Genomic DNA, 19,148 nt, shown 5'->3' with positions numbered 1-19,148 from the left:
GCCCCCGTCGGTAGAGGATCATCTATGCAAGTTTCCGTTGAGACGACATCCCAGATCGAACGTCGCATTACCGTTCAGGTGCCGGCAGCCGAGGTCGATCAGGCCGTTGCCGCTCGCCTGCAAGACACCGCCAAGCGCGTTCGTCTGAATGGCTTTCGTCAAGGCAAGATCCCGATGGCCGTCGTGCGTCAGCGGTTTGGCAAGGACGTTCGCAACGAAGTCGTGGGCGAGCTGATGCGTCAGCACTACGTGCGCGCGATCACCGAGCAGAGCCTGAATCCGGCCGGCTACCCCTCCATCGAGCCGACGGTCAACAAGGACGGCCAGGATCTGGAATTCGTCGCCACGCTCGAGGTCTATCCGGAGATCGAGCTCAAGAGCATCGACGGTGCCGAGATCGAGCGCCCGCAGACGGAAATTTCCGAAGCCGATATCGATTCCATGATCGAGACGCTACGCACGCAGCGCGCCGAGTTTCAGCCCGTCGAGCGGGCGGCGGAGACTGGCGATCAGGTCAAGATCGATTTCCAGGGCTTCCTTGGCGACGAGCCGTTCGAAGGCGGTGCCGCCGAAGGGCACGAGCTGGAACTGGGCTCCAACCGTTTCATCCCGGGCTTCGAAGAGCAACTGGTCGGTGCCAAGGCGGGTGACGAGAAGACCATCAGCGTGACCTTCCCGGAAGACTACCAGGCCGAGCATCTCGCTGGCCAGGAGGCGACTTTCAAGGTCAAGGTGCATGCCGTCTCTGCCAAAACGCTGCCGGAACTCGATGCGGAATTCATCAAGGAGTTCGGCGTCGAGGATGGCGATGCCGACAAGTTCCGCGCCGAAGTGAAGAGCAACATGGAGCGCGAGGTCAAGCAGGCCGCCCAGAACCGTGTGAAGCAGCAGGCGCTGGACGCATTGCAGAAGGCCAACGATATCACCGTGCCCCAGGCGCTGATCGATCAGGAGACCGAAGGTCTCAAGCGCCAGGCCGCCCAGCAGTTCGGCCTCGGTGAAGACTTCGACGTCAGCCAGCTGCCCAACGAGCTGTTCGCCGAGCAGGCGCGTACACGGGTCAAGGTCGGATTGCTGCTGGCCGAGGTGATCAAGCACAACGAGCTCGAAGCGAGCGACGACGAGATCAGGGCCCGCGCCGAGGAATTGGCAAGCCAGTATCAACAGCCGGAGCAGGTCGTCGAGCAGTACCTGAAGAACGATGAGCTCAAGAATCAGATCAAGTCTGCGGTGCTCGAAGACAAGGCCGTTGACAAGCTGCTTGAGCAGGCTCAGGTTAAGGACGTCAGCATGAGCTACGAGCAAGTGCTGCAGGCCGCTCAGCAGTCTCAAGAAGCGGGCGAAGAAGCCGAAGAAGAGAGTGATGAGAGCGATTCCAGAGCATGATAGGTGCTTGGTAAGCGAAGCGACCCGGCCAAGGCCGGGTTGCTGGTCGATGGGCCCGACAATCACCCGATGTAAGGAAATCGCGATGCGTAACGAGTTTGACATCAGCAATGCCGGCGGCCTGGTCCCGATGGTGGTGGAACAGAGCTCCCGGGGCGAGCGGGCTTACGATATCTATTCCCGTCTGCTCAAAGAGCGTGTCATCTTCCTGGTCGGCCCGGTCGAAGACTACATGGCCAACCTGGTCGTGGCACAGCTTCTGTTCCTTGAATCGGAGAACCCGGACAAGGACATCCACCTTTATATCAATTCTCCGGGTGGGTCGGTCACCGCCGGTATGTCCATCTACGATACGATGCAGTTCATCAAGCCGGATGTTTCGACGGTATGCATCGGTCAGGCCGCCAGCATGGGCGCGCTGCTGTTGGCCGGTGGCGCCGCGGGCAAGCGCTTCTGTCTGCCGCATTCGCGGATGATGATCCACCAGCCGCTCGGGGGCTATCAGGGCCAGGCGGCGGATATCGAGATCCACACCCGGGAGATCCTGACGATCCGGCATAAGCTGAATCGCATCCTGGCGCATCACACCGGGCAGGATATCGACAAGATCGCCCAGGATACCGACCGCGATAACTTCATGGATGGCGAACAGGCCGTGGAGTACGGGCTGATCGATGCCACGCTGGATAAGCGCCCGGTATCCTGATAGCGTTTGAGGCAAGGTTTCACACGGCGGCGCCTTGCGCCGTCGTTCTGACGAGGTACACGAATGGCCGACGGTAAAGGCAAAGACGACAACGGCAAGCTGCTGTACTGCTCGTTCTGCGGCAAGAACCAGAATGAGGTTCGCAAGCTGATTGCGGGTCCGTCCGTCTACATCTGTGACGAGTGTGTCGACCTCTGCAACGACATCATCCGCGAAGAGGTGCTGGAAGCCGATGCCGAGAGCGACGAAGATCGACTTCCGGTACCCCGTGAGATCCGCAATACCCTGGACGACTACGTCATCGGTCAGGATCGCGCCAAGATGGTGTTGTCGGTAGCGGTTTACAACCACTACAAGCGTCTGCGCAGCGGTGGCAAGAACGAAGACATCGAGCTGGGTAAATCCAACATCCTGCTGATCGGTCCGACCGGTAGCGGCAAGACCCTGCTGGCGGAGACGCTGGCGCGTCTGCTCAACGTACCGTTCACCATCGCCGATGCGACGACGCTGACCGAAGCCGGCTATGTCGGCGAGGACGTCGAGAACATCATCCAGAAGCTGTTGCAGAAATGCGACTACGATGTCGAGAAGGCGCAGCGCGGTATTGTCTATATCGATGAGATCGACAAGATCTCGCGCAAATCGGACAACCCCTCCATCACCCGTGACGTGTCGGGCGAAGGCGTTCAGCAGGCACTGCTGAAGCTGATCGAAGGGACCACTGCATCGGTGCCGCCACAGGGTGGCCGCAAGCATCCGCAACAGGAATTCCTGCAGGTCGATACCGGCAACATTCTCTTCATCGTCGGTGGTGCCTTTGCCGGCCTGGACAAGGTGATTCGTGATCGTGCCGAGAAGGGTGGCATCGGTTTCAATGCCACCGTCAAGAGCAAGGAGAGCGACAAGGGTGTCGGTGACATGCTGGCCAACGTCGAGCCGGAAGATCTGGTCAAGTTCGGTCTGATCCCGGAGTTCGTCGGTCGTCTGCCGGTCATCGCGACGCTGACTGAGTTGACCGAAGAAGCGCTGGTCCAGATTCTGGTGGAGCCGAAGAACTCGCTGGTCAAGCAGTACGCCCGTCTGTTCGAGATGGAAGGGGTCGAGCTGGACTTCCGCGAGGATGCCCTGCGTGCCGTGGCGCACAAGGCGATGGAGCGCAAGACCGGCGCGCGCGGGCTGCGTTCGATTCTGGAGTCGGTGCTGCTCGAGACCATGTATGACGTCCCGTCGCTCGATGGCGTGACCAAGGTGGTCATCGACGGCTCGGTGATCTCGGGTGACAGCGAACCGCTGCTGATCTACTCCAAGCAGGAAGAGAGCCGCGTGGCCAACAAGGACGGATGAGCGTCGTAGCGCGCTCGAACGTGCCTAGCGAGGGGGCCTGAGGGCCCCTTTCGTTTTATGGGGCAACCGCGCGCCGGGCGGGCACACTTGTATCCCTTCGGTTGAGCCCCCACGTACCTTCCAATTGCCGCTCTGGTGGCTCACCCATCCGAATGTTTGCCGAGGAAATGCTGTAATGGCACAGAGCTCTGACCAGACACTCAAGCTTCCGCTTCTGCCGCTACGTGACGTAGTGGTCTATCCGCAGATGGTCATTCCGCTTTTCGTCGGGCGCGAGAAGTCGATTCGTGCCCTCGAAACGGCGATGGAAAATGACAAACGCGTACTGCTGGTCGCCCAGCGCGAGGCCGCGCATGACGACCCGGGCGTGGAAGATCTTTTCGGCGTCGGCACCGTGGCCGACATCATGCAACTGCTCAAGCTCCCGGACGGTACGGTCAAGGTGCTGATCGAAGGCAGCTTTCGGGCCGACATCCAGGAAGTGCTTCAGGATGACGAGGGCTTTATTGCCGCCAATGCTTTGCCCCGTGACAGCGAGCCGCTGAGCGAGCGCGAGCAGGAATCGCTGGTGCGCGTGTTGCTCAACCAGTTCGAACAGTACGTCAAGTTGTCCAAGAAGGTGCCCAGCGAGGTGCTTTCGTCTCTTCAGGAGATCGAGGACCCCAGCCGTCTCGTCGATACCATCTGCGCCCACCTGTCGCTGAAGATCGACGACAAGCAAGAGTTGCTGGAAATGGATCGCGTCCGCGACCGGATCGAGCATCTGATGGCATTGATCGAATCCGAGATCGACCTGCTGCAGGTCGAGAAGCGGATCCGCTCACGGGTCAAGGATCAGATGGAGAAGTCCCAGCGCGAGTACTATCTCAATGAGCAGATGAAGGCCATCCAGAAAGAGATGGGCGAGCTCGAGAACGTGCCCAACGAGGCCGAGAAGTACGAGCAGCGCATCAAGGAAGCCGGAATGCCCCAGGAGGCCGTCGACAAGGCCAACCAGGAGCTCGGAAAGCTCAAGATGATGTCGCCGACCTCTGCCGAGGCGACCGTGGTTCGCTCCTATCTGGATTGGGTACTTTCGGTGCCGTGGAAAAAGCGCACCCGGGTCAAGCATGATCTGCCCCACGCCGCCAAGGTGCTCGACGAGGACCACTACGGTCTCGAAGAGGTAAAGGAGCGCATCCTCGAATATCTCGCGGTGCAGAAGCGTGTCAAAAAGCTCAAGGGGCCGGTGCTGTGCCTGGTCGGGCCACCGGGGGTTGGCAAAACGTCCCTGGGGCAGTCCATTGCTCGCGCTACCAATCGCCGTTACGTGCGTCTGGCGCTGGGCGGTGTGCGTGACGAGTCCGAGATTCGCGGTCACCGGCGCACCTATATCGGCTCGTTGCCGGGTAAGCTGATTCAACGCATGAGCAAGGCCGGTGTCCGCAACCCTCTGTTTCTGCTCGATGAGGTCGACAAGATCGGTATGGACCACCGTGGAGATCCGGCATCCGCATTGTTGGAAGTGCTAGACCCCGAGCAGAACGACAAGTTCAACGATCACTATCTCGAACTCGATTACGATCTGTCGGACGTGATGTTCATCTGTACTGCCAACTCGATGAACATCCCTGGCCCGCTGCTCGATCGTATGGAAGTCATTCGTCTGCCGGGGTACACCGAAGACGAGAAGCTGGCGATCGCCAAGCGCTATCTGATCCCCAAGCAGCTCAAGGCCAACGGCCTCAAGGAAGGCGAACTCTCCTTCAGCGACGAATCCGTGCTGGAGCTGATCCGTTACTACACCCGGGAAGCCGGCGTACGTGAGCTGGAGCGTCAGATCGCCAAGGTCTGCCGCAAGATTTTGCGTGAGCGCCTGGAAGCGGAAAAGGGGCAGGGTGCCCAGGCTGGCCAGACGCTGGCTGCCGATCAAGTCGACGACTATGCCGGCGTGCGCCGCTACAGCTATGGTCTGGCCGATCAGGAACACCAGGTTGGACGCGTGACGGGATTGGCCTGGACTTCGGTCGGCGGCGAATTGCTCTACATCGAATCCGTGGTGACACCGGGCAAGGGGCGTCTCAACAAGACCGGCTCGCTCGGTGACGTCATGAAAGAGTCGATCGGAGCGGCACATACGGTCGTGCGTGCCCGAGCGCCACAGTTCGGTATCGACCCCGAACGCTTCGAGAAAGAGGATCTGCACATCCACGTGCCGGAGGGCGCGACGCCGAAGGATGGGCCGAGCGCCGGTATCGGTATGGTGACGGCCATGGTCTCGGCTTATAGTGGGCGTCCGGTACGCTGTGACGTCGCCATGACCGGTGAAGTCAATCTACGTGGCGAAGTCATGGCGATCGGTGGCCTAAAGGAGAAATTGCTGGCTGCTCGGCGCGGTGGTATAAAGATCGTACTTATACCTGAAGATAACCGTCGGGACCTTAAAGAAGTGCCCGACAATATCAAGAATGCATTGGATATTCGTCCAGTGAAATGGATTGATGACGTGCTGTCGATGGCGTTGACGAATCGTGTCGAAGGAGACGATAAGCGCGCCGATGATGTTGCATCTTCGCAAAGCAATGTCAGCACTCATTAAGCTTATCGACGCCTTAATCTCATGCGTAAAGCCCGATATGACGCGGTTTTTCTCATGTTCTCGATTGACAGCAGAATCGTAGCATTGCTATAAAATGCCCACTTGTTGTGATCGTGACCGCGCTTAGAGATTGCGTGTCGATTTCCTTCAATTTTGTACACAGTCAAGGGGTGAAGTGTGAATAAATCCGAGCTGATCGACGCCATTGCCACGTCTGCCGATATTCCCAAGGCAGCTGCAACGCGTGCACTCGACGCCATGATCGAGTCCGTGTCAGACAGCCTCAAAAAGGGCGATTCCGTGGCACTGGTTGGGTTCGGGACTTTCTCGGTCAAGGAGCGCGCGGCGCGCACTGGCCGCAACCCGCAGACTGGCAAGCCGATCAACATCAGCGCTGCCAAGGTGCCGAGCTTCAAAGCGGGTAAGGCGCTCAAAGACGCCGTGAATTAAGTTTCACGCGTCGTGCGGGCCGACACCCCGGCGATGTGAAAGACAATGGTTGGCATCGTCAGGAAGTCCGTAAAACGTAAGCGCATCGCCAGAGCGATGCGCTTTTTTATTGTCGTGCCAATTGTCGTGCCGAAAACAGGGCTCCAGGCCGATTCCCCGTGAACGAATGCGCCGTCAGGCCCGGACGGTGTACCATGCGCACGCAACAATGGGTAACCGACATGCGAGGACAGCATGCTGCAGAGAATTCGTGAAGGCTCCCAGGGGTGGGTGGCGAAAGTCATCGTGGGGGCTATCATCGTGACTTTCGCACTTTTCGGCGCGGAGTCTCTGGTGAGTTATTTCAACTCCGGAAGTAACGATGCGGCGACCGTCAATGGCGAGCCGATCAGCCGGCAGGCCGTCGAGACGCAGGTCCAGCGAGGCATTCGCTCCGGCCAGGTGCCGCCGGAACAGGAGCGCCAGTTCCGTGGTCAGGTGCTCGACCAATTGATTCGCCAACGTACGCTCGATCAATACGCCAACGATGGCGGTCTCTATCTTTCCGATAGCCAGCTTGATCAACTGATCGTCTCGTTGCCGGAATTCCAGGATCAGGACGGACGCTTTTCCAACGAACTCTTTACCAATCGCCTGGCTCAGGCGGGGTATACGCCAGCGTCTTTTCGTCGCGAGCTCCGGGCCGATACGCTGCGGCGCCAGGTTCAGCAAGGTCTGGCAGTTTCTGCGTTCGTGCTGCCGTCCGAAAAGCAGCGCCTGGCCGCCTTGCAGCAACAGCAACGCTCATTTCGCTATGCGCAGTTGACGCCGGCGGATCTGTCGCAGCCGGTGGAGCCGGATCAGGCGGATCTCCAGCAATACTATGAGGCCCACCAGGACGATTTTCGTCGCCCCGAGCAGGTCAAGGTGAACTACCTGGTGCTCAATCAGGAAGACGTTGCCAAGGATGTGGAGGTTACCGAGGACGAACTGCGCCAAGCCTACGCGCAGGCTCGTCAGGAGGCGCCACGCCAGGTATCGCATATCCTGGTGACCTTCGGTGACGAGCGTACCGAGCAGCAGGCGCGTGACCGGCTTGCCGAAGTCCAGGCCAAGCTGCAACAGGGCGAAGATTTTGCCAAGCTGGCCAGCGAGTACTCCGATGACGATTCGTCGGCCGACAAGGGGGGCGATCTGGGTGTGATCCAGAAAGGCTTCTTTGGCGATGCCTTCGACAACGCGGCTTTCTCGCTCGATCCAGGACAGGTCTCGCAGATCGTTCAGACCGAATACGGTCTGCACTTGATCAAAGTGACCCACATCGATATTCCCTCGTTCGAGGATGATCGTGACGCGCTCACGCAGCAGGTCAAGCTGGCGCGGTCCCAGTCGGCATTCGACGACAAAGTTCAGCAGCTCACCAACGACGCCTATGAAGCCGATGACTTGGCGAGTGTCGCCAAGGATATGGGGCTCACGCTGCAGAGCAGCGACTGGTTCGCGCAGGAAGCCGGTGGCGAAGGCGTGCTGTCCAGCCCGGACGTGGTCGCCGCCGCGTTCTCTCCCGAGGTGCTCGAGGATGGCTACAACAGCGACGTGATCGAAACCGACGACCAGCAACGCGTCGTTCTCCGTGTGGTCGATCATCGAGATGCCAGCACGCTGCCGCTAGAGGAAGTGCGCGACCGCGTCATCACGGCAGTCAAGGCGCAGATGACTCAGCAGCGGCTCGCGGAGCGCGCGGATCAGCTGTTGGACCAATTGCGTCAAGGGGAAACCGTCGATGGGCTTGACTGGCAACAGGCGAACGCCGTATCCCGCGATGGCGGCGATGACCTGCCGCAACCCATCGTTCAGGAGGCCTTTCGGCTACCGCACCCGGACGACGGTGAGGTCTCCTGGGGGCGGGCCGAGCTGACGAATGGCATTGCCCTCATCGGGCTGGAATCCGTCGAGGCCGGTAGCGCCGATGAAGAGAACGCCGACTTCGTGACCCGCCTGGCGCAGCGGCTAAGGGCGCAAAACGCCATTCAAGGGCTCGTCAACACGTTGCAGGACGAGGCCGATATCGAGCGCCATTGAGGCCACCGGCGAGCGGTTTCGCCACTCGCCTTGCTCCAACCTCTCAAACCCTCCTAGGCTGAACGTCAGATTGAACGTAAAGCCAGGAGGGTTTTGTCATGCATGCCACCCGTTATTTCGTCTTGACCGAGATCCCGCACGGGGTACCGCGTGCCGAACATTTCTCGCTCGAACAGGCCGAACTTCCCGACCTCCAGCCCAACGAAGTGCGGGTCCGCAATCGCTGGCTGTCCGTCGATCCCTATATGCGCGGGCGGATGAGTGGCGTGACGACTTATGTCGAACCGTATGCCTTGAACCAGCCGATGGCCGGCGGTGCGGTCGGCGAGATCATCGCCTCGCGCCACCCGCATTTCCAGCAAGGCGATCGTGTCAGGCACATGGCCGGTTGGCGGGACGTCGCGCAATTGTCCGGCAACGAGGTAGAGCCGTTACCGGTCTACGACGTGCCCGAGCAGGCCTACCTGGGCGTGTTGGGCATGCCAGGGATGACGGCCTGGACCGGACTGAACCGCATCGCGGCCATGCAGCGCGGGGACCGGGTTCTGGTGAGTGCCGCTTCCGGTGCCGTCGGCTCGCTCGCGGTGCAGCTCGCCAAGGCCGCCGACTGCCACGTGGTCGGGGTCGCCGGCAGCGATGCCAAATGCGAATGGCTGGAGTCGTTGGGCGTACGTGCCGTGAACTACCGCGGCAAGGATGTCGATGCACTCTCGCAGGCACTGGCCGAGGCCTCGCCGGAGGGCTTCGATGTCTACTACGAAAATGTCGGCGGGCCGTTGCTGGAGGCGGCACTGGCCAATCTTCGTGACCACGCGCGGATAGCCATCTGCGGCCTGATCGACCGTTATAACGCCACCGAGGCCGGCGACGGGCCGCGCAATCTCAATCAGTTGCTGTTCCGCAAGGCGCGGATGGAAGGGTTTATCGTCAACGAACACTGGGACCACTATCTCGAATTCCTGAACCAGGTTGCGCCGCTGGTCGAACAGAAATCCATCGTCTATCAGGAAACCGTGGCGGAAGGGCTGGAGCGGACACCGGAGGCGTTCCTGAAGCTGTTCACCGGCGAAAACCAGGGCAAGATGCTCGTGCGACTCGACGATTGACTGGTTATACCGTTATCTCGATTCGTTTGGGTCAGCATGTTGCTTGTTCCCAATGGCTGAGGATCGCGATGGCTTGTTCACGATTCTCGCCACAGAGGTCGGCATCGTAGTCAAAGCGATGACAGACCGCGGGGCGCCGGGGGTCGCCAAAAAGACGGCAGAGGTGGTCGTCATCCAGTTGAACGCAGCGTACCCCGGCCGGCTTGCCATCTGGCATGCCGGGGATGGGAGAGCTAATGGAAGGGGCGATGCAGCACGCCCCGCATCCCGCGCGACAGTTCATATCGACTTCTTCCTTTGTCCGCCGGTCTCGCAGACGCTCACTCAGAGAGTAACGGTGTTGCCGTTGCTTTCGGCGATGGCGCCTTTATCGATGCCCTCGAAGGCCTGAACCCGAACGGGGTCGCCGCTGGATTGGGCAATCTGCCGCGCCAGCCAGGCGGCGATATGCTCCACGGTCGTCGGTGAATTCAAGGTATGACAGCGCTCTCTTGGTAGACGCAGCTGAAACTGTCCTTGCGCAGCGCGATAGCGAACCTTCATGAGTTCGTCCGTGTCACGTGCATTGACGATATCGGCTTGGTCGACGAGGTATGAGTTATCCAGCTGTTGCGCCCAATGCGACTCGAGATCCGTATCCCGTTGACCGGCTCGCCAGATGCGCAGATGCGAGCGATGCCCGTGAGCGATACGTTGGCAGTTGCCACTGTGATGCTTGAGCCCATGGCTATAGGTGTAGATGGCGCCGTCGGGAAGTTCCTCGCGCAGGCGTAACCGGATCGCCTCGACCCGGGCGGGTGGACGCTTGCTCAGTTCATGGCTCAACTGGGTGCCCAGGCGTTCGGCCGTGATCTCGCCCCAAGGCAGTAGCGTGAAGCCCTGGCGGGGTGCGCGGACCTCGAATGGATAGGGGAATTCGGCGCTGACATGCAATCCCTCCGCGCACTCCTCGACCTTGACGCCGGCAGCCTGGGTCGGCACCAGCAGCGTATGGTCCAGCCCGGCATCGAGGCGCGATTTGATCCACGGTTTGACTTCGCCGAAGTCGAACAGCATGCCGTCCTCTCCCAGCTCGCCGTCGAGTTCCACGTCGACATGCCAGCTGGCGCCCATCAGGCCGTGCCGTGGTGACCAGATCGAGGCATCGATATTGGTCAGGTTGTTCACGAACAGCGTCATCAGTCGATTCCTGCGATCTTGTGGGTTTGCAGCGACAGGCGCCAACGCGGATGCGCGAGGCAGTAGTCCACGGTCGCGGCCATGGGGTCGCGATCGGAAGCGATGGCGCCAGGAGAGAGATCCATCGGCTGCAAGAAAAAATGGGTGAAGGCGAGATCGGTGAGGCTCGCGGGGTCGAGATCGGCCTGCGGATAGACCAGTTTCAACTCGTCGCCATGGGTCTGCGCCAGGGTATTGCCGCCCTTGGGGCTGACACAGATCCAGTCGATCCCCTCGGGCGCCGGCAATGTACCGTTGGTTTCGACCGCGATTTCGAACTCTAGCGCATGCATCGCCGCGATCAAAGGCGCGTCCAGCTGCAGCAAGGGTTCGCCGCCGGTGAAAACGACATAACGCCGGCTGCCCTGGGCCGGCGCTATATCGGCGGGCCAGAGCGAATTCAAATGGCCTGCCAGTGCCTCGGCATCGGTGAATTTGCCGCCGTTCTGGCCATCGGTACCGATGAAATCGGTATCGCAGAACGTGCAGCGGCTCCTGGCGCGGTCCTGTTCGCGCCCGGACCACAAATTGCAGCCGGTGAAGCGACAGAACACGCTCGCGCGACCGGTGCGGGCACCTTCGCCCTGAAGGGTATAAAACGCTTCCTTCACGCTATACATGCGTTGTTCTCGGGCCTCGAAAAACGATCAAGGGGTGGCGTAGGGCAAGGGATCGGTCATCCCGAGCGCGGCGAAGGCATTGAGTCGCTCGCGGCAACTGCCGCATTCGCCACAGGCGCGCTCCTCGCCCAGGTAACACGTCCAGGTCCGGGCGTAATCGAGCCCCATCTCGAGCCCTTCGACCAGAATGTCCGCCTTGCTCTTGTGCAGGTAGGGTGCCTCGATCCTCACCGGCTCGAAATTGGCGATGGCAGCGACGTCGTTCATGCGCTCGACGAAGGCCGGGCGGCAGTCCGGATAGAGCACATGATCGCCGCCGTGGGCGCCGTAGAAGCAGACCGGGGCTGCGATGTTCACCGCGTATCCGATCGCCAGCGACAGCAGGATCATGTTGCGGTTGGGCACCACCGTGTCGGCCAGGTTGTCTTTGGCATAATCCGCCTTGGGCATGGCGCGTTCGCTGTCGGTCAGCGCGGAATTGCCGATCAGTTGATGGATGGCGCGAATGTCCACCACCTTGTGCGGAATGTCCGCCTGGCGACAGACGTCTCGAGCGACGTCGAGCTCGCGCGCATGGCGCTGGCCGTAATGAAACGACAGTGCATGAACGGCATAGCCCTCGCGGCGGGCTCGGTGCAATACCGTGTAGGAATCCATGCCGCCGGAGTAGATCACCACGGCGGGAGTGGATCGGGAATCAGTTGTGGGAGTCATGCTGTCAACCTATGGCGTGAAAGCGCCTCTTTCGCCGACCAGCGACATCAGGAATCGACGTCTAAGCTCGTCGTGCGACAACCCTTGAGAAATCAAATGTGTAAGCTTGCAGCAAGCCGCTTCGACGGTCATGTCGTCAGCGGACAGGACGCCGATTTCGTTGAGTGCCTGGCCGTTGGCATAAGTGCCGGGTTCGATCCCGCCGACCGGGCATTGGCTGACGGCGACAAGGATCTTGCCCGCGGCCGCGGCGCCCGCCAGCACGCCGATCAGCGCTTCATCCTCCGGCAGGTTGCCGCTACCCCAGCACTCCAACACGAGCCCTCGTACGTCGTCGTCATCGAGCCAGCGCTCGATCAGGTCGGCTCGCATGCCTGGCCAGAGTGCCAGTCGCAGCACCGCGGCGGGTCGATGCGGCTGAAGGAGTTCGAATCTCGGCGCGCCCTGAGACACCCAGCCCCGAGCGGAATAGAGCACGGGAACGTGATCGACCATTTCGCCCAGTAGCGGCCAGTTGGGACTCTCGAATCCGGCTGCGTCGTGAGTATACCATTTCCGCGCCCGGCAACCTCGCATCAGGCGGCCGCCGAAGCTCAGGCCAACCTCGCGCAGCATCGGCTGGGCGGCAAATGCCAATGCTGCCTCCAGATTGTCCAGCGCATCGCCGCCCATGATGCCGAGAGGCTTCTGGGCCCCGGTCACGACGACCGGCTTGGTCAGCCCCTGCAACTGAAAAGCGAGACTCGAAGCACACCAGGCCAGGGTATCGGTACCGTGCAGCACGACGAAGCCGGCATGGTCGTCGTAGCGCTCGGCAATCAGGCCTGCCAGTGCCGACCAATCCCCCGGCGTCGCGCTACTGGAGTCGATCGGTCGCGGTGACTCCCATAGCGAATAGGCGGGAAGCCGTGCCAGGCGATCGGGAGGGAGCGCCGATAGCGCTGCTTCCAGTCGAGGGCCGAAGCTGGTGGCTGGTGCCAACCCGCGGGGGCTTTCCTGCATCCCGATCGTGCCGCCGGCATAGATGATCAGTATCGAACCGGGGAGAGAGGAGCGACTCGTGGTGGTCTCAGAGGTCATGTCCACGGATGACCTGACAGATCGAGGCGAAGGTGCGGGCTTCCGGCGGGCGGTTGAGATCGACCCCCAGGGCGCGGCTGATATCGGAGGCCGAGATCAGGCCCCGAATACGGGAAGCGCCGCTGCCGTCCGGCTCGGTAACGAGCACGTGCTGGTCGCCGGAAGACTTGAGGGTCTCGACCAGGTCACCGACACTGGCATGAGAGACCTTGGCATAGGAGAGTGAGCGCAGCTCGCTGCGTGGCGTCTGGATCATTTCCACCGTGACTTCGTCACGGCCGATCTGATGCTGCTGCATGGCCAGGGTGATGCGCCGGCCACCGATCAACTCGCGGGCGTTGACGACACCGGTGAAGTCACCGTTCGGGTTGATCAGCATCAACAGGCGAACCCCGGCCTGCTTCATCGTCTCCAGCGCCTGTGCAACGGAGCTGCTGGTGGGTAGTGTGTGCGGCCGGCTGACGCTGAAGTCGGTCACCAGCAGTGCCGCCGAGCTTTCGAGCGTAACGGTTTGCGCCTGGGTCGCCGGCTGCACGATACCGCTGACCCCGTCCAGATTATCGAGGGGCAAGGCCGTGAAATGCACTTTGGAAGGATGAGGCGTATGGGCCATCGCACAATCTCCAGGGACGAATGGTTGGGAGCGCAAGCGGTGAATGCGCTCTGTCGCGGATTACGGACATGGATTACAGGTATTGGCGCAGGTCGCCGCGAACGCTATCCAGGAACGTGATGAAGCGCGTATCGCGCTCGTCGTCGTGGCGATCGGTGCGGCAGCCGAGCGTCATGCTTTTTTGGACCACCAATTCGTCATAGATATCCAATGTGATCTTTTTGGGGCTCTCGGCGGACGGCGTGATGTCGCCTTCCTCGAGGGTGAAGGCCTCGAACAGCGTTGCTCGAACTCGCGTCGTGCCGCCTTCCGCAAGTACCCGGCGAACGAACAGCCAACCTTCGCAGGCCAGGTTTTCACCGCTGTCGCGCCGGCGCTGAAACAGGGTTCGATAGCTGGCGCCTTCTTTGGCGCCGCGGTCCGCCATGCTGCGGTAGGCTTCCGTGACACGGGACGCCATGGCACCGGTCTCCGCCAGCTTGCGCAGGGCTGCCTGGTGTTCGCGCGCCAATTGCTCCTGGCGTTGAAAACGCAGCCACAGACGATAGTTGGCATGAAGGGAGTTTGCGTCCATGTCTTCTCCATAGGGTGACGGATTGTCGAGGATGCTGACAAACGTCACGAGCGATGGCCAGGCAAGGCGAAATCGGCCGAAGAAGCGCAGTTTACAGAGAGTAAATGAGCATTTTGAGGCGGATTTCAACGCCGCATGGGCGAGCGCAGTAGTTTGTCAGCATTCTCATCGGCTGCCTATGATCGCCCATTCGGTCGCTGTCTGACCACCCGCGGTTGCGATTGGCAATCGTCGGCGATGCCAAGAAAATAGGATTTCGCGAACGCTAAAGTTTCCCGGGGTGTCGGCCGATGACCAGATTAGATCATCGAAAGTTCGCCTATTCCGCGTCTTTGGCGGCGAACGGCGTGTTAAAAAGGATACCAAGAACAGAGAGGCAACATGGCTACCATATCGTCCTTGGGAATTGGCTCCGGTCTGGATCTGAGCGGACTGCTCGATCAGTTGGAAGATGCGGAAAACGAGAAGCTCACGCCAATCACAGAGCAGAAAGAAAGCTACCAGACCAAGCTCTCCGCCTTCGGGACCCTGGAGAGCTCACTGAGTTCGCTGCGTGACGCCGTAAGCAAGCTGAGTGATCCGGAGACTTTCACTGCCGTCACCAGTTCCATGACTGGCGATGCCGTTGCCGTCAGCACGACCGGCGAGGCGGTGGCGGGGCGGTATCAGGTCGACGTGACGCAACTGGCTCAGGCACAGTCTCAGGCCTCGAATACGATCTTCGACAGCAAGTCCGATGAACTGGGTATCAGCGGCACGCTGGCCTTATCCGTGGGAGATGGCGATGCCGTCAGCATCGATTATGCTGAAGGTGACTCGCTGGAAGACATCCGCGACGCCATCAATGGGGCGGATGCCGGGGCGAGCGCTTCGATCGTCAACGATGGCAACAGCTATCGCTTGGTACTGACCTCGGAAAAAACCGGCACCGATTCCGAAATTTCCCTGTCTGGCGATACGGATGCCTTTGGATTCTCGACTACCGTCGAGGCCCAGGACGCCCAGCTCACGGTCAATGGTATCTCGATCACCAGCCAGTCGAATACCGTCGAAGAGGCGCTTCAGGGCGTCACGCTGAACCTGACCTCGACGACCAGCGGCGCGGAAACGCTCACCGTGTCGCAGGATACGGAATCCATGACCGAGGCGGTCAAGGCTTTCGTCGATGCCTATAACAGCTTCCAGAGTACCGCCGACAACCTGACCTCCTACGATGCCGAGTCGGATACCGCAGGTACGCTGCTGGGCAATTCCACCATGCGTAGCATCGAGTCGCGTCTCAGAAGTGCACTAAGCTTCGGCACGAGTGACGGCACCTACAATATGCTGTCTGACCTCGGCATCGAGCGACAACTGGACGGCACTCTCGAGGCCGATGACGACAAGCTCAACGAAGCGATCGCGTCCAACAGCGACGCCGTGAGCCAGTTCTTCGCCGGTGTCGACGGTGAAGGTGGTTTTGCCGCCAGTGTCGACGACACCATGGGGACGATCCTCGATGACGGCGGCTTGCTGGAGATCGCGACCGACGGCATCGATGCCACCCTCGAGCGTCTCGACGAGCGCTACACCCGCACGCAGGAGTCGATCACGGCCACGATCGAGCGTTACCGTACCCAGTTTTCGCAACTCGATCAGCTGGTTTCGCAGATGAACTCCACCAGCGATTATCTGACCCAGCAGTTCGAGAGCCTGAACGCGCAACTCAATCAGTGATAGAGCGATGAGAAAATGATGAATACCAGGCGCGGTGCCGGCGCGTATGCAAGAGTCGGTGTTGAGTCCGCGGTCATGTCGGCCGACCCGCATCAGTTGATCGTCATGCTCTTTGATGGCGCCCAGGCTGCCATCAACAGCGCACGACTGCATATGCAGGATGGTAACCGTGCCGCCAAGGGTATCGCCATTTCCAAGGCGATCGACATCGTCAACAATGGTTTGGCGGCGGCGCTCGATCACGAGCGTGGCGGAGAGGTCGCCGACAACCTCGGTCGTTTGTACGACTACGTCGGCCGTCTGCTGCTGCAGGCCAACCTGCGCGATGATGTTACCCAGCTCGATGAGGCCGCCTCGATATTGGAGACCATCGGTTCGGGCTGGCGGGAATTACGGCGCGATCCGGTCAGTCTGGCCGAGGGAGTCTGAGTACCATGGCACAAGCCTTGTCGATCACCGAGCATTACCGCCAATTGCTGGACGTATCGAGTCTGATGCTGTCGCATGCCCGTCGGCAGGAGTGGGAGGCTCTCATCCAATGCGAGGCCCGTTACGTGGTCGAGCTCGATCAGGCGCGCTTGCTCGACGGTCGGCTCGATCCCAGCGAGGCGGAGCGTCATGACAAACTGGCTCTGCTCGAGCAGATCCTCGAACAGGACGCCGAAACACGCCGGCTTCTCGACGCGCGACGAGATGAGCTGAGTCTTCTGATTGGCTCGTCACGCCGTCAGCACGCCTTGGGGCAAGCCTATCAAGGGGGTCACGGAAGCATTGCGTCCAGGCTTCGTTCTGTTCCGACAGATGGACGATCGTGAGTGGCATTACGCCGATTCTCGATACCCTGCTGCACCAGGTACTGGGCAGGCGGGTCGATACACCCGTCACCAAGGATCAGCCGGCCCCTGTCGCTCCGAGCGCATCTTCGGATGCCATACAGCCGGCACGCAGTGACTCGCGACTGCACCAGCAAAGCCAGGGCCGCCTGGGCGAAGCCTCATCCGAGCCGCTTCGTGCCAATGCCAGGGCTGTCGTAACGACAGCCTCGGTCCAGGTAGGGCAGCCCTCGACCCAGACGCATTTGAGTCGTGCGGCCACGGAAATCGCCGAGGTCCTATCGAAGTTTCCGCCGCAGACCGAATCCACGATCAAGCCTTCCGCGCCGTTGCTGCGGGCCACTCCGGCCAGCGCTGAAAGCGTGGCCAACGCACTATCTCGAAGTATTGCCGAAAGCGGTGCTTTCTACGAATCCCATCTCATGCGCTGGGTTGCGGGCAGCTATCCTCGCGCCGCTCTCTGGCGCGAGCCCCAGGCCTGGCTGGCGCTGAGCTTCCAGCCCCTGGCCCCGACCGTTTCGTCGTTGTCTCCCAGCCTTCATGCATGGTCACCGTTCTTACGCTCGGGTGATCAGGTGGCCAAGGGCGATGCTGACGGACAGCAACCAGGCACTGCGCCACGAATCGTCGAGCCATTGACGCCGTCGGCGTTGCAGGGACAGGCGCCGCCGGCAACCTTGCGTCCGTCGAGTCCGTGGCTGACTGAGCGTATCGACTCGTTGCTGTCGTCGGAATCCGCAATGAATGACGGGGGAGAGGCAGCTCCTGCCGGAACGCGGACACACCAGTTGTCGCAACACGCACCTGAATCATTGCAGGCGCTGGTTCGTCAGCAGTTGGAACTTATCGTGTCGCCCAGCGTGCGATGGGAAGGGCAGCTATGGCCGGGCGTGACGTTGACGCTCGTGCTCACCGAGTCAACTGACGAGCGCGTCGACGAGGAAAGCGCTCGCAGGGAAGGGGGCGAACCAATCCCTCACGGGCGCTGGCGTGCCGAACTTCATATGACACTGCCCAGGTTGGGTGAAATCACGATGACGCTGGAGACTGCCGGAGGCGAGGCGTGGCGAATCGCTATCGAGCCCCATCAGGAGGCCTCCCGGGATCCAGTCGCTGCGGGCCTGGCAAGTCTGCAAGAGCGTTTCAAGCAAGGCGGGGTCGCTGTCGACGTCAGTTTGGGCGAGAGGGGCGGCAGCCATGGATGAGCCGAAGGACGCTCGGCGCCGTGCCGTGGCCCTGGCTTACAACGGCGAGCAATCCGGCGCGCCCCACGTCGTGGCGAAAGGATACGGAGATATTGCCGAGCGGATCATAGAGGCGGCCAATGAGGCCGGGATCTTCGTCCATGACGCCCCCGAGCTGGTAGCCCTGCTGATGCAGGTCGATCTGGACCAGCGCATTCCCGAGTCGCTCTATCAGGTCATCGCCGAGTTGCTGGTCTGGATTGGGCAGATCGATAACAATGCAGATACGAAATAGCGTTTAAATGTAAAGGGTGTTTTCAACGATCATGCGCCCTCGGTACACCTTTCGACACAAATAGCCAGTCGACAGGGCTCGTTCCCTTTGTCAGTCCGTCGCAGTAACTTCCCGCCTTGTATTTTTGTTTTCAAAGACTTGCTGTTTCCTGACGGAAGGGCGGCGACGGCGCATGGATTACCATTAGATAAAATTAGTAACAAAGCTTGCTTTTTTTCATCAAAAAGACGCAAACTAGGTCCATCATAAAGATCTGATGTAAGTGCTGGCGCTTACAAACGGACGGAGCATCTGGCTCACAGATGCCAATAAAAATCCATACGCAGGGAACCCAACATGCAACCGAGCAGTCTTCTCGACGACATCCAGGATTTGAATCTCTCTTATCTGTTGCTGGTCCAGCGTCTGTTGAACAACGATCGCGAGTCGGCAATGTTTCGGCTCAATCTGGACGCGGAGATGGCAGACACCATTGCCGAGCTGTCGATCAAGCAGCTGACACAGCTGTCACGTACCAACCAGTTGCTCTGCCACTTGCGTTTCAGCGATGCCAATCAGCTGAAGCTGTTGATCCATAACCCGCGCGCCCAAAGCCTCAGCCAAACCCATGCAGCGCTACTGATGGCCGGCGCCAACCGGGTTTCCGCGAATTCGGCGCAGGGAGAATGAG

The 19,148-nt window shown here is 60.5% G+C and carries 21 protein-coding genes; 13 read left to right on the top strand and 8 right to left on the bottom strand.

Features of this window, described 5'->3' with window-relative positions; genetic code table 11:
* Positions 1-24 precede the first annotated feature (24 nt).
* From tig to hupB, 5 genes are all read left to right on the top strand, one after another.
* Positions 25-1,386, top strand: coding sequence for a trigger factor (tig, locus tag DOM57_RS05830; RefSeq protein ID WP_110648292.1), 1,362 nt, complete (start codon positions 25-27; stop codon positions 1,384-1,386).
* Positions 1,387-1,471: 85 nt separating this feature from the next.
* A complete protein-coding gene (clpP, locus tag DOM57_RS05825) occupies positions 1,472-2,092 on the top strand; it encodes an ATP-dependent Clp endopeptidase proteolytic subunit ClpP (protein ID WP_110648291.1) in 621 nt (206 codons plus the stop codon).
* Between the two features lie 63 nt (positions 2,093-2,155).
* A complete protein-coding gene (gene clpX / locus DOM57_RS05820; protein WP_110648290.1) occupies positions 2,156-3,436 on the top strand; it encodes an ATP-dependent Clp protease ATP-binding subunit ClpX in 1,281 nt (426 codons plus the stop codon).
* A 175-nt stretch (positions 3,437-3,611) separates the two neighbouring features.
* Positions 3,612-6,014 carry an endopeptidase La gene (gene lon / locus DOM57_RS05815; protein ID WP_110648289.1) on the top strand — a complete coding sequence of 801 codons (2,403 nt, stop codon included), beginning with the start codon at positions 3,612-3,614 and terminating at the stop codon, positions 6,012-6,014.
* Positions 6,015-6,191: 177 nt separating this feature from the next.
* Complete coding sequence (hupB, locus tag DOM57_RS05810) at positions 6,192-6,464, top strand: nucleoid-associated protein HU-beta (RefSeq protein ID WP_110648288.1); 273 nt, start codon at positions 6,192-6,194, stop codon at positions 6,462-6,464.
* On the opposite strand, the gene DOM57_RS05805 is transcribed toward hupB, so the two are convergent.
* On the bottom strand, positions 6,461-6,700 hold the full coding sequence (locus DOM57_RS05805; protein ID WP_110648287.1) for a hypothetical protein: 240 nt from the start codon (positions 6,698-6,700) through the stop codon (positions 6,461-6,463). The two genes, hupB and DOM57_RS05805, sit on opposite strands and share 4 nt — an antisense overlap.
* Between DOM57_RS05805 and DOM57_RS05800 the strand changes: the two genes are divergently transcribed.
* Entirely contained in the window at positions 6,699-8,525 is a 1,827-nt protein-coding gene (locus DOM57_RS05800; protein WP_110648286.1) for a SurA N-terminal domain-containing protein, read from the top strand. The two genes, DOM57_RS05805 and DOM57_RS05800, sit on opposite strands and share 2 nt — an antisense overlap.
* A gap of 98 nt (positions 8,526-8,623) precedes the next feature.
* Positions 8,624-9,631: an NADP-dependent oxidoreductase gene (locus tag DOM57_RS05795; RefSeq protein ID WP_110648285.1), complete on the top strand. Its 1,008-nt coding sequence runs from the start codon at positions 8,624-8,626 to the stop codon at positions 9,629-9,631.
* A 31-nt stretch (positions 9,632-9,662) separates the two neighbouring features.
* Here DOM57_RS05795 and DOM57_RS05790 read toward each other — a convergent pair whose 3' ends face one another.
* The 7 genes from DOM57_RS05790 to DOM57_RS05760 all read right to left on the bottom strand — a co-directional run bounded on the left by DOM57_RS05790 (position 9,663) and on the right by DOM57_RS05760 (position 14,450).
* Positions 9,663-9,914, bottom strand: a complete 252-nt coding sequence (locus DOM57_RS05790; protein ID WP_110648284.1) for a YkgJ family cysteine cluster protein — start codon at positions 9,912-9,914, stop codon at positions 9,663-9,665.
* A gap of 41 nt (positions 9,915-9,955) precedes the next feature.
* Positions 9,956-10,810: a 6-carboxytetrahydropterin synthase gene (locus DOM57_RS05785; RefSeq protein WP_110648283.1), complete on the bottom strand. Its 855-nt coding sequence runs from the start codon at positions 10,808-10,810 to the stop codon at positions 9,956-9,958.
* A complete protein-coding gene (queE, locus tag DOM57_RS05780) occupies positions 10,810-11,469 on the bottom strand; it encodes a 7-carboxy-7-deazaguanine synthase (RefSeq protein ID WP_110648282.1) in 660 nt (219 codons plus the stop codon). The genes DOM57_RS05785 and queE overlap by 1 nt, the downstream gene beginning before the upstream one ends.
* Positions 11,470-11,496: 27 nt before the next feature.
* On the bottom strand, positions 11,497-12,183 hold the full coding sequence (queC, locus tag DOM57_RS05775; protein WP_110648281.1) for a 7-cyano-7-deazaguanine synthase QueC: 687 nt from the start codon (positions 12,181-12,183) through the stop codon (positions 11,497-11,499).
* A gap of 9 nt (positions 12,184-12,192) precedes the next feature.
* Positions 12,193-13,263, bottom strand: a complete 1,071-nt coding sequence (locus tag DOM57_RS05770; RefSeq protein ID WP_110648280.1) for an asparaginase — start codon at positions 13,261-13,263, stop codon at positions 12,193-12,195.
* Complete coding sequence (locus tag DOM57_RS05765) at positions 13,253-13,876, bottom strand: CBS domain-containing protein (protein ID WP_110648279.1); 624 nt, start codon at positions 13,874-13,876, stop codon at positions 13,253-13,255. The genes DOM57_RS05770 and DOM57_RS05765 overlap by 11 nt, the downstream gene beginning before the upstream one ends.
* A gap of 73 nt (positions 13,877-13,949) precedes the next feature.
* Positions 13,950-14,450, bottom strand: coding sequence for a hypothetical protein (locus tag DOM57_RS05760; protein ID WP_110648278.1), 501 nt, complete (start codon positions 14,448-14,450; stop codon positions 13,950-13,952).
* Between the two features lie 381 nt (positions 14,451-14,831).
* Between DOM57_RS05760 and fliD the strand changes: the two genes are divergently transcribed.
* The 6 genes from fliD to flhD all read left to right on the top strand — a co-directional run bounded on the left by fliD (position 14,832) and on the right by flhD (position 19,147).
* Positions 14,832-16,166, top strand: coding sequence for a flagellar filament capping protein FliD (gene fliD, locus DOM57_RS05755; protein ID WP_110648277.1), 1,335 nt, complete (start codon positions 14,832-14,834; stop codon positions 16,164-16,166).
* Positions 16,167-16,184: 18 nt separating this feature from the next.
* Positions 16,185-16,595, top strand: coding sequence for a flagellar export chaperone FliS (gene fliS / locus DOM57_RS05750; protein ID WP_110648390.1), 411 nt, complete (start codon positions 16,185-16,187; stop codon positions 16,593-16,595).
* A gap of 5 nt (positions 16,596-16,600) precedes the next feature.
* The gene (locus tag DOM57_RS05745) at positions 16,601-16,981 is read left to right on the top strand and encodes a flagellar protein FliT (RefSeq protein WP_110648276.1); all 381 of its coding nucleotides are present in this window, start codon (positions 16,601-16,603) and stop codon (positions 16,979-16,981) included.
* Positions 16,978-18,204 (top strand): flagellar hook-length control protein FliK, encoded by a 1,227-nt coding sequence (fliK, locus tag DOM57_RS05740; protein ID WP_110648275.1) that lies wholly within the window; start codon positions 16,978-16,980, stop codon positions 18,202-18,204. Before DOM57_RS05745 ends, fliK begins: the two co-directional genes overlap by 4 nt.
* Positions 18,197-18,478 carry an EscU/YscU/HrcU family type III secretion system export apparatus switch protein gene (locus tag DOM57_RS05735; RefSeq protein WP_110648274.1) on the top strand — a complete coding sequence of 94 codons (282 nt, stop codon included), beginning with the start codon at positions 18,197-18,199 and terminating at the stop codon, positions 18,476-18,478. The genes fliK and DOM57_RS05735 overlap by 8 nt, the downstream gene beginning before the upstream one ends.
* Positions 18,479-18,814: 336 nt before the next feature.
* Positions 18,815-19,147, top strand: a complete 333-nt coding sequence (flhD, locus tag DOM57_RS05730) for a flagellar transcriptional regulator FlhD (protein ID WP_110648273.1) — start codon at positions 18,815-18,817, stop codon at positions 19,145-19,147.
* The last annotated feature ends 1 nt before the right edge of the window (position 19,148 follow it).

Origin of the sequence: Salinicola peritrichatus, from assembly GCF_003206715.1 — a bacterium.
Taxonomy (GTDB): domain Bacteria; phylum Pseudomonadota; class Gammaproteobacteria; order Pseudomonadales; family Halomonadaceae; genus Salinicola; species Salinicola peritrichatus.
Note: the sequence above shows the minus strand (reverse complement) of the source record. Positions and strands in the feature narration are given on the sequence as shown.